Source organism: Psychrobacillus sp. L4, from assembly GCF_042944905.1.
Classification (GTDB): domain Bacteria; phylum Bacillota; class Bacilli; order Bacillales_A; family Planococcaceae; genus Psychrobacillus.
This window is the reverse complement of record NZ_CP168496.1, coordinates 3,068,126-3,081,933: the sequence shown is the minus strand read 5'-3', so window position 1 is coordinate 3,081,933 and position 13,808 is coordinate 3,068,126. Positions and strand designations below refer to the sequence as shown.

The 13,808-nt window shown below is 35.7% G+C and carries 14 protein-coding genes and 2 riboswitches; of the genes, 10 read left to right on the top strand and 4 right to left on the bottom strand.

Annotated elements, in window-relative coordinates:
• Nucleotides 1-300: 300 nt before the first annotated feature.
• The 3 genes from ACEPXG_RS15010 to ACEPXG_RS15000 are packed head-to-tail and all read left to right on the top strand — an operon-like array spanning nt 301 to nt 2,808.
• Complete coding sequence (locus tag ACEPXG_RS15010; protein WP_391204047.1) at nt 301-1,263, top strand: ABC transporter ATP-binding protein; 963 nt, start codon at nt 301-303, stop codon at nt 1,261-1,263.
• Entirely contained in the window at nt 1,264-1,908 is a 645-nt protein-coding gene (locus ACEPXG_RS15005) for an ABC transporter permease (protein WP_391204044.1), read from the top strand.
• Nucleotides 1,909-1,914: 6 nt separating this feature from the next.
• On the top strand, nt 1,915-2,808 hold the full coding sequence (locus ACEPXG_RS15000) for a glycine betaine ABC transporter substrate-binding protein (protein ID WP_391204041.1): 894 nt from the start codon (nt 1,915-1,917) through the stop codon (nt 2,806-2,808).
• A gap of 59 nt (nt 2,809-2,867) precedes the next feature.
• Here the strand turns inward: ACEPXG_RS15000 and ACEPXG_RS14995 are convergent.
• A protein-coding gene (locus ACEPXG_RS14995) for an IS3 family transposase (protein ID WP_391202224.1) occupies nt 2,868-4,033 on the bottom strand; the annotation gives its coding sequence in 2 pieces (ribosomal slippage) (nt 2,868-3,757 and nt 3,757-4,033; 1,167 coding nt in all).
• 118 nt (nt 4,034-4,151) lie between these two features.
• Complete coding sequence (locus tag ACEPXG_RS14990; protein WP_391204038.1) at nt 4,152-4,634, bottom strand: QueT transporter family protein; 483 nt, start codon at nt 4,632-4,634, stop codon at nt 4,152-4,154.
• A gap of 7 nt (nt 4,635-4,641) precedes the next feature.
• Nucleotides 4,642-4,686: riboswitch (PreQ1 riboswitch) on the bottom strand.
• A gap of 154 nt (nt 4,687-4,840) precedes the next feature.
• On the opposite strand from ACEPXG_RS14990, the gene ACEPXG_RS14985 reads away from it, so the two are divergent.
• Nucleotides 4,841-5,089: a DUF3006 domain-containing protein gene (locus tag ACEPXG_RS14985; protein ID WP_391204035.1), complete on the top strand. Its 249-nt coding sequence runs from the start codon at nt 4,841-4,843 to the stop codon at nt 5,087-5,089.
• A gap of 132 nt (nt 5,090-5,221) precedes the next feature.
• Here ACEPXG_RS14985 and ACEPXG_RS14980 read toward each other — a convergent pair whose 3' ends face one another.
• Nucleotides 5,222-6,328, bottom strand: a complete 1,107-nt coding sequence (locus tag ACEPXG_RS14980; protein ID WP_391204032.1) for a polysaccharide deacetylase — start codon at nt 6,326-6,328, stop codon at nt 5,222-5,224.
• A 133-nt stretch (nt 6,329-6,461) separates the two neighbouring features.
• On the opposite strand from ACEPXG_RS14980, the gene ACEPXG_RS14975 reads away from it, so the two are divergent.
• Together ACEPXG_RS14975 and ACEPXG_RS14970 are read left to right on the top strand one after the other, a co-directional pair.
• Nucleotides 6,462-7,085 carry an NUDIX hydrolase gene (locus tag ACEPXG_RS14975; protein ID WP_391204029.1) on the top strand — a complete coding sequence of 208 codons (624 nt, stop codon included), beginning with the start codon at nt 6,462-6,464 and terminating at the stop codon, nt 7,083-7,085.
• 237 nt (nt 7,086-7,322) lie between these two features.
• The gene (locus ACEPXG_RS14970) at nt 7,323-9,026 is read left to right on the top strand and encodes a methyl-accepting chemotaxis protein (protein ID WP_391204026.1); all 1,704 of its coding nucleotides are present in this window, start codon (nt 7,323-7,325) and stop codon (nt 9,024-9,026) included.
• Between the two features lie 135 nt (nt 9,027-9,161).
• On the opposite strand, the gene ACEPXG_RS14965 is transcribed toward ACEPXG_RS14970, so the two are convergent.
• Complete coding sequence (locus ACEPXG_RS14965; RefSeq protein ID WP_391204023.1) at nt 9,162-9,725, bottom strand: 3D domain-containing protein; 564 nt, start codon at nt 9,723-9,725, stop codon at nt 9,162-9,164.
• A 330-nt stretch (nt 9,726-10,055) separates the two neighbouring features.
• Here ACEPXG_RS14965 and ACEPXG_RS14960 point away from each other — a divergent pair, with 330 nt between their 5' ends.
• The 4 genes from ACEPXG_RS14960 to ACEPXG_RS14945 all read left to right on the top strand — a co-directional run bounded on the left by ACEPXG_RS14960 (nt 10,056) and on the right by ACEPXG_RS14945 (nt 13,522).
• The gene (locus tag ACEPXG_RS14960; RefSeq protein ID WP_391204020.1) at nt 10,056-11,087 is read left to right on the top strand and encodes a S66 peptidase family protein; all 1,032 of its coding nucleotides are present in this window, start codon (nt 10,056-10,058) and stop codon (nt 11,085-11,087) included.
• Nucleotides 11,088-11,090: 3 nt separating this feature from the next.
• Nucleotides 11,091-12,179, top strand: coding sequence for an NAD(P)/FAD-dependent oxidoreductase (locus tag ACEPXG_RS14955; RefSeq protein ID WP_391204017.1), 1,089 nt, complete (start codon nt 11,091-11,093; stop codon nt 12,177-12,179).
• Nucleotides 12,180-12,204: 25 nt separating this feature from the next.
• A complete protein-coding gene (locus tag ACEPXG_RS14950) occupies nt 12,205-13,113 on the top strand; it encodes a methyl-accepting chemotaxis protein (RefSeq protein ID WP_391204014.1) in 909 nt (302 codons plus the stop codon).
• A gap of 118 nt (nt 13,114-13,231) precedes the next feature.
• Nucleotides 13,232-13,522: a hypothetical protein gene (locus tag ACEPXG_RS14945; protein ID WP_391204011.1), complete on the top strand. Its 291-nt coding sequence runs from the start codon at nt 13,232-13,234 to the stop codon at nt 13,520-13,522.
• A gap of 92 nt (nt 13,523-13,614) precedes the next feature.
• Nucleotides 13,615-13,716: riboswitch (purine riboswitch) on the top strand.
• Nucleotides 13,717-13,808: the final 92 nt, after the last annotated feature.

Below are 13,808 nucleotides of genomic sequence, written 5' to 3'. Positions count from 1 at the left end.
GACTGATTAGCGCAAACCTAAGATCAGATTAACCATATTCGACATGAAACCCAATTCAAGCAATAATGGCAATCATTTCATTGAGTAAATGGAACAGAAACGAGATTATTTAGGCGCGGTTTCTAAACATTATGGTACTCCTTCATTCCTATAAAAGTAATAGGAATGAATGGATAAATGATTACCAAAATCTATATTAATTAGAATCTAGTTTTTTCTTTCTTCACAGAAGATTCAGTATAATTATTTAGGGTATAAGGATTAATAGGTGAATACACTAAAGTAAGGAGGGAAGTTTAGTTGATTCGATTTGATAAGATTTCCAAAGTATTTAATGATGGAACAGAGGCATTGAAAGATGTGTCTCTTACAATACCAACCGAACAATTAGTAGTAATTATTGGCCCAAGCGGCTGTGGGAAAACAACGTTAATGAAAATGATTAACCGTTTAGAAATTCCAACCACTGGAGAAGTATATGTGTCTGATAAAGCAGTATCTACTTTAGATTCGGTGGAACTTCGAAAAACGATTGGCTATGTCATTCAACGAATCGGTTTATTTCCACATATGACGATTGAAAAGAACGCATCACTTGTACCAAAACTAAAGGGATGGTCAAAAGAAAGAACAGCGGAGCGAGTCCGTGAACTAATGTGGATGGTTGGGCTCGAACCGAAGCAATATTTAGCTAAATATCCGCTGGAGCTAAGTGGTGGGCAACAACAACGTATTGGAGTGGTAAGGGCTTTAGCTGGTAACCCTGATATTGTATTAATGGATGAGCCGTTTAGTGCCCTTGATCCAATTAGTCGCGAGCAATTACAAGTGGAAATAAAAAAGTTACAGGAAAAGATAAAGAAAACAATTGTTTTTGTCACGCATGACATGGATGAAGCATTAAAAATAGCAGACACAATTGTAGTTATGAAAAGTGGGAGAATAGAGCAGATAGGAACCCCAACCGAATTAATAGAGAATCCAATCAATGAATTTGTTAAGAACTTTATTGGAATAGAACGTATCAATCGAAAGCGTCTACTTGGAAAACGTGAATTACAGGAGTTTATTTATTTCTTTGAACAAGACAAACAAAGCGAATGTATAGAAGTGGAAGCGAGCATGTTACTAGAAGAAGCAATTGCTTTATTAGAAGACGGTGCGGCAAAATGTTTACTTGTAAAAAAGGCTGATGAAAAGTTAGGGTATGTGACCCAATCCGTTCTTCTACGTGCAATGCTTGCAAAAGAAGAGGTGGTATAAGTGCAGAAATTTTTTGAAACGATTCAAAGCAGATCCGATTTGATTCAAGAAGCATTTATTCAACATATTTATTTATCTTTTATCGCACTTGCAGTAGGTATAGCCATCTCACTTCCTTTAGGTATTTTTGTTGCAAGGTATAGAAAGTTTGCGGAGCCAGTGATAGGAATCACAGCCATTTTTCAAACGATTCCTAGTTTAGCGTTATTCGGTTTTTTAGTTCCGCTTATAGGGATTGGAGCAAAAACAGCATTAATTGCATTAATTATTTACGCACTTTTACCTATTTTACGCAATACATACACTGGGATTACAAGTATAGATGGATCGATTATTGAAGCAGGGAGAGGGATGGGGATGACAAAAAGCCAATTATTATGGCAGATTGAGTTTCCATTAGCTTTGCCATTTATCATGGCGGGGATTCGAACTGCCACTGTTTTAACGGTTGGAATTGCGACGCTTGCGACATTTGTTGGTGCAGGGGGCTTAGGGGATGTTATTTACCGAGGTTTGCAGTCATATAATAATTCACTCGTATTAGCGGGAGCATTACCTGTTGCTTTATTAGCAATTTTGTTTGATTTTGCTTTGAAATTAATTGAGAAAAAGTCCACCCCAAAAGGACTAAACACAGGAGGATGATGGAGAATGAAAAAGACGTTACTATCGATTGGGGTTGCAGCAACGGTTTTATTGGGGGCATGTTCTAGTTCCAATGAGACACTTGTAATAAGTGGAAAACCTTGGACAGAACAATATATACTGCCGCAAGTTTTAGGACAATATATTGAAGCGAAGACAGATTATAAAGTGAAGTATAAAGAAGGTCTAGGGGAAGTGGCTATCATGACTCCAGCACTTAAAAAAGGAGATATAGACTTGTATGTCGAGTATACAGGTACTGGACTAAAAGACGTTCTTAAAGAGAATTCAGAAGTTGGGGAAAGCTCGGAAAGTGTGTTGGAGCGCGTGAAAAATGGGTATGAAGATAAGTATGAAGCAACGTGGTTAAGTCCTCTTGGCTTTGAAAATACGTACACATTAGCTTATACAAAAGATAAAAACTACGATGCAAAAACTTATTCTGATCTTGTCCAAGTCTCCAGAACAGGAAATATGGTCTTCGGCGCACCCCATGCATTTTATGAACGTCAAGGAGATGGGTTTGATGATTTTATTAACTCCTATCCCTTTACATTCACTAAAACGGAAAGTCTCGATCCGAACGTTATGTATGAAGCATTAAAAAGCGGGGATGTGGATGTTATTCCTGCATTTACAACAGATGGACGAATTGAACGTTTTGATCTTCAAACAACAATAGATGATTTAGGATTTTTTCCAAAGTACGACGCTGCTCCTGTCGTTCGACTAGAAGCATTAAAAAAGTTTCCAAAGCTTAAAGATGTATTAAATGAACTTGCAGGAAAAATCTCAGAGGAAGATATGTTAAAAATGAATGCACGTGTAGATATTGATGGAGATAAACCGGAAGACGTCGCACATGATTTTTTAGTGGAAAAAGGGCTAATTAAGAAATAACTAAAAAAGCACCCGATTGAACTGACCTAGCGATATGAGACACATATAAAACACCTATTTTAGGCTGCCGCAATGCCAAATTCTTTTGGTGTTAGGTAGCCTAATTTTTCTTGGATACGTTCTTCATTGTAATGATGAAGATATTCGTCAATTCGTTGTATAACGCAAATATTGCTCAATGAATTAAACTTAGTTAAATAAAATTCTTCTGTTTTTAAACTAGAATGATAGGATTCGATAACAGCGTTATCCCAACAGTTGCCGCGTCTGGACATGCTACTCACTAGATGATTCTCCTTCAAGCAATCCTGATACGCATATGATGTGTAAACACTCCCTTGATCAGAATGTACAATGACTTCCTGCGGATTTCCACGAGCTATCAATGCCTCTTTAAGCGTATCTATTACCAACGGTGTCTGTTGATGATTGTAGAGCTTATAAGCGACAATTTCATTATTATATAAATCCATGATCGTCGAAAGATATAAAGTGACGCTACCATATTGAATATACGTAATATCTGTTACCCATTTTTCATTCGGTTTACTAGCTGTAAAGTTACGATTCAATAAATTTGGGGCAATTACTACTGACTCTCCTTGTGATTTCCATTTTCGTTTTTGCTTCACTTTGCATTGAAGATTATACTTCTGCATGGTTTTCTGGACCGTATTGCGGTCTAATTCAATTCCATATTCTCTTTTCAATAACGCCTTAATTTTACGATGACCATTGCGGTATTTCGTTTTCTTGCATAGTTCGATGATTGCTTCTTCTGCTTTGGTTCGAACGTATTCTACACCTTCTGCTAACCAACGATAAAAGGTGGATCGAGGCACCTGAAGGGCTGACAGAATTGCCGTTACTGTATATTTTTTTCGATACTTTTCCACGATTTGAAGAACTAGCTGTTTTTCAACTCCTTTACCATTTCCATATACTTTTTTAGAATCTCATTCTCCATTTTCAAATGGTTCATTTGTGTATCTTTCTTCTCTTCTTCACTCTTAAATTCAGGTCCATGCCCAAATGAATATTGCTTCCCGATCGGTTGATCGAAACGATGAATTTCATTCGCTCTATACCATCTCATCCATGTCTCAATTTGAGATTTATTCTTAATTCCGTATTTCTCCATAATTTCTTTCGTCGTAAGATGACCGCTCATTTTATCTTTCACGACTGCCCATTTAATTTCACTTGAATACACGTTTTTGCCCATGCAAAAACACCTCCGATTTAAGTACTTGTTTTAAGTGTACCACTATCGAAGGTGTTTTATATTGTCTCATTATTTTAGGTTAGTCCAGATTCTAATTCAGAATTGGGTGCTTTTTTAGTTAAATGAGCGTTTTAAAATTTAAGCGTTTATTTAATGCGGTAATAACTGGAATACCTACTGCTAATACGGCGAATTCACCTGCTGCAACAGTTAACCATGTGTAAAGGAATGGTGCGTCAAATGCAAGTTTTAATTCGAAGGCAATGATAAACGTCATAACCGTAAAGATTAACGTATTAAATACCATATGTGGAATATGCCCTTTAATAAACTTCGATGCAAAAATAGTGATAGATAAAGAAATGACAGAATGTGCTACCCCGAAAATGAGATCATATGCCGCCATTGGGGAGAAAATATTTGTTACAAATACACCTAGCACAATTCCGAAAAAGAACTTTTTATTGAAAACGACAAGGTGGTTAAACATTTCGGAAATACGAAATTGTACTGCCGTAAATCCAAAGGGTGCTACTAGTAACGATACAGCAACATATAAAGCAGCGATAATCCCGCTTGTTGCAAGAGTTTTTGTTTTCATTATTCATTTCTCCTTAGTTTTTTTACGTGGGAGGTTCTCGAACCACGTTATTTGTAATGCACAATTGATAATTATATGATACTAATAGTCAATTTGTCAAAAGTTTTTCCAATGTTATCAACTATGTTAAAATAGGCATCAGTTATTAAAAGGAATATTTTTATGAAAAGTATTTTTTGCTTACGAACGAAAAGGGGAGATCATCAGTGAAGTCAAATAAATATACACTTGATCGATTTGAAGATGGATTTGCGATATTTTTAGATTATCCAAGTGAAACAGAAAACTTACTTGTCCCTTTCTCGGAGATACATACACTCCTGAAAGAAGGAGATATCGTTTCGATCACTGTCTTGGAAGATGCGTATCAAATTGACCTACTAGAAAATGAAACGATGAACCAAAGAGAAAAAGTTCAATCCTTATTAGAACAATTTAAAAGAAACAACAAATAGAAGTTTTGTAATTTAAAAATTCACGATTATCAAAACAAACGTGACTAACATGAATGTTTCAAATTTCATGTTAGTCACGTTTTTCGCGTTAGTTTTAGTGCCAGGCACCTGTAATAATCCTGTAATAATTGGTTAGAGGGATGTGTCACGTAGGAAGTTTTTGACGATGTGATGCTCGGGTTCATATGCTTTGATGGCATAGCCTTCTTTTTGTAGCCATTCGATGATTTGTGGTAAGGCTTTTGTTGTTTGGCTTCGATCGTGTAGTAGCACAATGATGTCTCGGTCTCCTGATTTGTAAGATTTTTCAATTCCGACTTTTACGTTTTTCACAATTTGATCAGCTTCTTTATCTGTGTATTTCCAGTCTTTTGAATCGACGTCCCAATCCCATAGTTTGTAGCTATTTTTAAGAAGTTCTGATTGCATTGCTGCCGAAAGATCAGGTTTGCTGCCATATGGAACACGGACGAGTTTTGCTTCTTTACCAGTCATTTGTTTGATGAGCTTTGCTCCTTCATTCATTTCATTGATGAATGATTTCGCTGACTTGTAAACTTTCTCTTTGTCATGGGTCATGCTATGTGTTCCAATGTAGTGCCCATCTTTTACGACGGAATCGATAATGGATGCGTTCTTTTTCATATAATTTCCGACAAAGAAGAAAGTTCCCTGGACGTTATATTTTTTTAATGTAGCGTTGTTTACCGTTGTAAATTTATTTGGACCGTCATCAAACGTCAAGTAAATAGTTGGTTTCGCTTTTTCTTCTGCTTTTGCTGGTAAAGTTGATGTTTGTCTATTTAAAATTTGGTTCAAATAAATTTCATAGTCATCATGAGACATATGTCCATAGTCATCTCTATATATTCGTTGCGTATGCTGTTTCGGAAAATCATGAACTTTATAACCCATTTCTATTGCGATATAGTTAACACTAATGAAAAGCTTTCCATTTACTTTAACAATAGGGAACCAATCAAGTGGTACCCCATTTTTAGATGTTATTTTCGAGTTTTCATTATAATTAATTTCTATCCCGTTTTTCCGGATATAGGTAATGCCTTTCTTAAGATCAAATGGGATGTCTAAAAATGCAGCAATTTCTTCAAGTGGAACTTTCGTATCTTCACTTATAACTTTGATATCACTAAAATCTAGCAATTGATCACTGAGCCCTACGTGATGAGATACAGTTGTTGATGCATGACCTATGGTTGTACAAACAATAAAAAACACTAAAAAAGCAACGAAAAGGATAGAAAATTTTCTAATGGCATTAACACCACCCGTATAATATTTAGACTCTCACCCTGTAGTATATGTATTTTGTAAACATCGTATGAAAATTTTTGATATAGGAGGAATTTCCATGGAAAATGAAGTGTTAAAGGTATTTGATGTAGGTAGAAATGAGATAGGTAAGGCAACGCGAGAAGAAGTACATAGATTAGGATTATGGCATGAAACATTTCACTGTTGGATTATTGGGAGAGATGTAGGAACTGATTATATCTATTTGCAAATTAGAAGTGCTTCGAAAAAAGATTATCCGGGATTGTTGGATATCACGGCTGCTGGGCATTTATTGGCTAATGAGACTGTACGAGATGGTATTAGAGAAGTGAAAGAAGAACTTGGCATAAGCGTTTCTTTTGAGGAGCTAATTTCTCTAGGAATAATAGATTACTCTGTCACGTCTGGAAACCTTATTGATAAGGAGCTAGCGAATGTTTTCGTATATGATTGCTCTTTAAGTTTTGATGATTTTGCCCTCCAAGTAGAAGAAGTCTCCGGAATCGTTCGGGCCGAATTCAAGCAATTTGAGGCGCTTTGGTTAGGTGAATTAGAAGAAATACAAGTAGAAGGATTTGAAGTAATTTCAACAGATAATAGAGTTTCTATTAAAAAAATAGTTACAAAGAATAACTTTGTTCCTCATGAAAAATCGTATTATGAAGCTATTATCCATGGAATCTTTGAATACTTTGGTTAATAGCTTTTCTATTTATCATTTTTTATTACGACATAATTCTACAAATTACTATTTAATTCAAAAAATTATGACCTTCCTATTGATTAGTGCTAAAGGAATAGTTATTATGAAATGAGAGGATAGTATTATTGTATTAAAAATTTCGTATTATATAAATATAATGTCATATTTATGTAAGTAAATGCTTGAAAAAATGTACTTGTATCATTTAAGTATTAAGAAAGAGGGAGAAATGAAATGAAAAACATGAAGATTGGGATGAAACTATTAATACTCATTATTGCAAACATAGTCTTTCTAGCAGCGGTTAGTGTTGCAGGATTTACTTATATGAAAACAATGGCTAATAATAGTGAAGATATGTACAATAACCGGCTAATACCTATTAAAGATCTTATATTAATACGTAACTATAACCGTACTATGGAATCATACGCTTTGGAAATGATGATTACGGATGATAAGTCTATGAAAGCTGATTTACAAAATAAACTAGATGACGTCATAACCCAAAACAAACAAACGCTAAAAGAATACTTTGAAACTGGTATCGATAGTTTCGAAAAGGAAAAATACGAACCTTTAATGTATAACTTTAATGTATATGAAAAAGAACTTGCTTATGTAATTGATCTAGCAAATAAAGGTCAGAAACAAGAAGCGTATAATTATTATGTGTCGCAAGTAAAAGATGTAAGAAAAGTGATTTCGGACAATTCAAAAGAACTTAGTGAGTACAATATAAAAATTGCCGATGAACTAAGCAATACGAATAAGAAAGCGCAGCAACAAGCAACAATTATCATGATTTCATTGGCAATACTCGCAGTTATTATCTCTTTAGGTTTAGGTATTTATATTTCTCGATTAATCACAAAACCAATTTCATCCATGCAAAAGCTTATGGTTAAAGCTGAAGATGGTGATTTTACGATTCGTGGAGAATACAAATCGAAAGATGAAATTGGTTTACTATCTGCATCTTTCAACTCAATGCTAACTGGATTGCAAAATTTAATAGGACAGGTTTCCCAAACGTCTCAACAGGTCGCAGCTTCTTCGGAAGAATTGACTGCTGGCGCCGAGATGACGAACAAAGCGACGGAGCATATTGCAAATATTGCTCAAGAGTTAGTAATCGGTTCAGATAAACAAATGACTAGTGTTACAGAAACAACCTCTTCCATGAATGAAATGTCTTCTGGTGTCAATCAAATTGCAACAACAATCCAACATGTTGCGGAAATAGCGGATGAAACTTCTGAAAGAGCGCGTGAAGGAAATGAAACAATTGAACATGCAATTAAGCAAATTAATTCAATCAATGAAACTGTAAAGGGACTCGGTAAATTGATCGTAAATCTTGGAAATCGTTCGACTGAAATTGGCTCCATTATTGGAGTCATTACCGATATTTCTGGACAAACAAATCTACTTGCGTTAAATGCCGCAATTGAGGCAGCGCGAGCTGGGGAAGAAGGACGAGGATTTGCAGTTGTAGCAGATGAGGTGAGGAAACTGGCCGAGTTGTCATCAAATTCTGCCAATAAAATTTCGGATCTTATTTCTGCAATTCAAGAAGAAACACAGTTTGCAGTGAAATCAATGGACAAGGCAACTGAAGAAGTTCAGCAGGGAATTCTAACTGTAAATAATGCTGGTGCTTCATTTGGACAAATTGAAAAATCTGTGCAGGAACTAACGCATGACATGCACGAAGTTTCTTCTGCTGTACAGCAAATGGCAGCAAGTACAGAGCAAGTATTAAGTTCAGTAAATCTTGTCCATGAAGTGGCTACGGCTACAATGGCGGGAACGGAAGAAGTATCTTCAGCTACAGAGGAACAGCTTGCCTCGATGCAAGAAGTTGCAGCATCGTCTAACGCGCTATCAGAAATGGCAGAAGAACTACAAACACTAATATCTAAATTTAAAGTGTAAGATAAAAACACCTATACTTCCACTAAATAAATGTGGAGAGTGTTGGGTGTTTTTTTCAAGGATGCATTCTATAAGCGTTATTATTAGGAGAAGAAAAAAACCAACTTTCTCAGGAGAAAGTTGGTTGATCTTTTTTTATTCAAGAATTTTAATCGTTACCGTTTTACGTCCCCATTTATAAGCGTCGCTTGTGGAAGAAAAAAACACATCAATTTTGTTTCCTTTAATGGCGTTTCCTGTGTCAGCAGCAATGGCATAACCATAACCTTCTACATAAACTTTTGTCCCAAGTTTAATAACATCTGGATCGACAGCGATTACTTTTACGTCTGGATTTCTTTTTAAATTAATACCTGTACTTGTCACTCCTGAGCAACCATTACAATTTGCAGTGAATGCACTTGCTGAAACTACTATTTCCTTCACTACTTTATCCTCCGAGTTAGAACGAGAAGGATTTTTAGTTTTTGCTGCTTTTCCATTAGAGGCAACCACAAGTTTTTGTTTTGGTTGAATAGTATCTGATTTCAAGTTGTTCCAAGATTTTAAGTTGGCAATAGACACTTTTTGCGATTTTGCAATTTTATATAATGTGTCCCCTTTTTGTACTGTGTACGTTGAAGATGCGGCTAAGCTTGTATTTGCCCCGCTAACCAATAATGCAATTATGATGATGAGTGTTCCAAGAACTTTTCTCAAATACTCTACTCCTTGCTTTTTAGTCTAGGTTCATATTAGCAGAATTTTATTACAGGAATATTACGGCAGTTTACCAAAAGCATTACAGAATAGAATCTTCTTATTTATAATGGGTAATGAAATGGTATGCTTTGTTATCAATTAATATGCTAAAAAGATTTTTATAGTTATGTTTGAGAGATGTAAAGAAACATCTAGTGCTTTTATTGAACCAATAAGAAGTGCATGAGGTTGCTTTTTATGCTTAGAATGAAGTTATCTTAACATTTCAAAAAAAGACATCCAAGATGAAATGTTTGGATTATAATAGGATTAAAAGGAGTGTTTCTAATGCTAATAAAACCAAAAATGCTTCAAGTTGGAGATAAAGTGGCTACTATTAGTTTGTCTTGGGGTGGAGCAGGAGAATCCGATTTGAAGTGGAGATATGAGCAAGGTGTAGAACGACTAGAAAAAGTTTTTGGATTAGAGGTCGTGGCTATGGCTAATAGCTTAAAAGGCGGAGATTATTTATATGAAAATCCAAAAGCGCGTGCAGAAGATTTAATGAATGCATTTAAGGATCCGACGATAAAAGGGATTGTTTCGAATATTGGTGGAAGCGAAAGCATTCGACTATTGCCATATATTGATTTTGATGTTATCCGTGACAATCCGAAAGTATTTATTGGTTATTCGGATTCTACCGTGACGCATTTATTTTGCCATAAAGCAGGTATTTCTTCTTTTTATGGTCCATCTGTGCTTATGGATTTTGCTGAAAATGTGGAAATGCATGAATACACGGCAGAAGCAGTGAAAAAGTCTTTATTCTCGAATGATGTTATTGGTGAAGTAAAACCAGCAACTGAATGGACTAGTGAACGTTTAGAATGGATTATAGAGAACAAGCATACACAACGACAAATGAATGTGAATAAGGGCTATGAATTGCTTCAAGGTTCTGGAGTTGTCCAAGGCAGATTAATCGGTGGATGTATCGAAGTGTTAGAATTTGCGAAAGGAACTTCACTTTGGCCTGAAGCCTCTAATTGGGAAAATAGTATTTTATTTTTCGAAACATCAGAAGATATGCCTGAACCAACTCTTATTGAGTATTGGCTTCGAAATTATGGCTCACAAGGAATTTTACAAAAAGCTAAAGGAATTATTTTTGGGAAGCCTCAAAAAGAGAAATATTATGAGGAATACAAAAAATCTATTTTGAGAATTATGAAAGAACTTGATTTGAACGATTTGCCGATTCTTTATAATATGAACTTTGGACATACAGAACCGAAATTCGTTCTTCCATATGGGGTTATGGCAGAAATTGATTGTGAAAATGTTACATTTTCTATTTTAGAAAGTGGAGTTGAGTAATAAATGTCTTCTTATATTGTGGTAGGTGGGGGAATTTTAGGAGCTTCTACTGCCTATCATCTTGCTAAAAATAACGTAAAAGTGACACTCGTGGATCGAAAGGATTTAGGGCAGGCAACTGATGCTGCAGCGGGAATTATTTGTCCGTGGATATCACAAAGAAGAAATAAAAAATGGTACGAGCTTGTGAAAAATGGAGCGAAATATTACAAGCAACTTGTAGAGGAACTCGAATCCTTAGGTGAAACATCAACTGGTTATAAAAAGGTAGGCGCAATTGCACTTCAAAATGATGAAAAAAAGTTACTTAAAATGCTAGAGAGAGCGATAGAAAAGCGTGAAGATGCCTCGGAAATAGGCGAACTTAAAATACTCACACCAGAAGAAACAAAGACGCTTTTTCCACTTATTTCAGAAGATTTTTCCTCTCTCTATGTAGAAGGAGCAGCCCGTGTAGATGGCCGTGCAATGAGAGACGCATTAATTCAGGCATCCCAAAAACTAGGAGCGGAAATGATTTACGGAAATGCAGAGCTTTCAAATGATGGTATTTTAGTCAATGGAAAACTACTAAACGCAGATCGAATCATTTTAACAGCAGGAGCTTGGGGTAATGAACTTCCTTCCAAGTTAGGGGCTGATATGAAAGTAAGTTTTCAAAAAGCTCAAATTATGCATTTTAAGATAGAAAATGAAGCTACTGGAGATTGGCCAGTCGTAATACCTCCGACAAATCAGTACTTGCTTGCATTTGATAATGGGAAAGTTGTAGCTGGTTCCACTTATGAAGAGAATACAGGATTTGATTTTAGTGTAACAGAAGCAGGAAAATTAGAATTAATCGAGAAATCTACTAGTATTGCAAAAGTATTGGAAACTGCACTTATAGAGGAAGTGCGAGTGGGATTTAGACCATATACACCAGAATCTCTTCCTATTATAGGGAAGATCCCTGGCTTTGACTCGATTTATTTTGCAAATGGCTTAGGAGCTTCGGGATTAACTGCTGGACCTTTTGTAGGAGCAGAGCTAGCTCGTTTGGCATTAGGGGAGAGAACTGTATTGGATTTATCAGCATATGCACCGGTTTGAGTAATTAAGGGGATGGGGAAACGGTATGAATTATACACAAGTTGAAGAAGTAAATGATATGACAGTTGTAAATGCTTTAGAAAAGAGTTTAGCTATTATTCGTTTTGACTTAAATCGTCGAGTAGCATATGTAAATGATAACTTTGCAAATGAGCTTGGTTATACGAAGGAAAAAGTGATGGGGATGAACCATCGTGATTTTTGTTTTCCAAAGTATGCGAATAGCACTGAATATGAACAGTTTTGGCGTGATTTATTTGCAGGGAAGACCATTCATAATAAGGTAGAACGTAAACATGCAAATGGAAATAGTGTCATGCTTGAAGCAACATACATGCCCATTTTTGGAGAGAGCGGTCAAGTTTTAGGCGTTACAAAAGTTGCCACAAACGTAACCGAACGTCATCAAACAATTATGGTTGTTACAAATGAATTAAATGAGATGTCAGAGGGATTAAACAACCGTGCGGAAACTGGTATGAAAAGAAGCCAAGATCTCTTAGAGACAATTGATGAAATTGCAAAGGGTGCAAAAGAAAGCACAGCTACTTTGGTAAGTTTACAAGTTCAGGCTGACTCTATTCGAGGTATTGTACAAACAATTCGAGAAATTGCTGCACAGACAAATTTACTTGCATTGAATGCAGCGATAGAAGCCGCGCGTGCAGGGGAACATGGTCGTGGATTTAATGTCGTTGCACAAGAGGTACGTAAACTAGCAGCAAGAGTGGAGGCTTCTATAGTAGAAGTGCGTGAAAATATTGAAGGCATTGCAAAACAAGTTAATAAAGTAACGCAAAGTAATGCGAAATCACAACAAAGTATTGAAAAAAGCCAAGATGAAATTCGGATTGCTTTAGAAGAATTTAAAGAGATTTCCAAAGCATCGGAGAAACTAGAAGCGCAAACCGCACATTTCGTAAAACTAATCTAACCATTTATGACAAGTATGTTACAGGTGCCTGGCACCAGTAACACCTTTGTAACAATTGGATGGTTCTGAATATTTTCGCCAAAATATGATAGACTGTATAGTGATATTGGAGGGGAAGATGTTGAGTGATCATTCGATTGGCTATATTGAAGTGAAGCGGGAAATTGATTTTTATTATCAAATGCAGCATATTGAAATGCAATTCGAGCTCCAACTAAATTTAGATGGAATTACTTCGGCACGACATCAGTTTGAGCTTGATCATGTTATAGATGTATCACATAAACCTTTTTCTTTTGGCGGAGGTATTTTGTATTTACATACAAACCAAGGTGTTTTTCCCTACAATATTCAAGTGGATCCCGCTTATTTTATCCTTGCTTTCCAGTCTTTAAAAAGCAAAAAGTAAATAATTTGTAATTGATAACTGGACGGAATTTTAAGAATAATACAACATTAATATAGGTTATTGTATTCGACCTTTATCGTGCTATAATGAGAAATATTCTAATAGCACTTTCTCGTATAATCGCAGGAATATGGCCTGCAAGTTTCTACCGGCTTACCGTAAATGAGCTGACTATGAGTGGCAATACAATAATAGAGTTATGGCATCTTTGTCATAAATTCTTTTATTTCTGTTCGAATTTTCAGCTCGAATGGCATTGTTCCACTCCTAATATGGATGGACACAA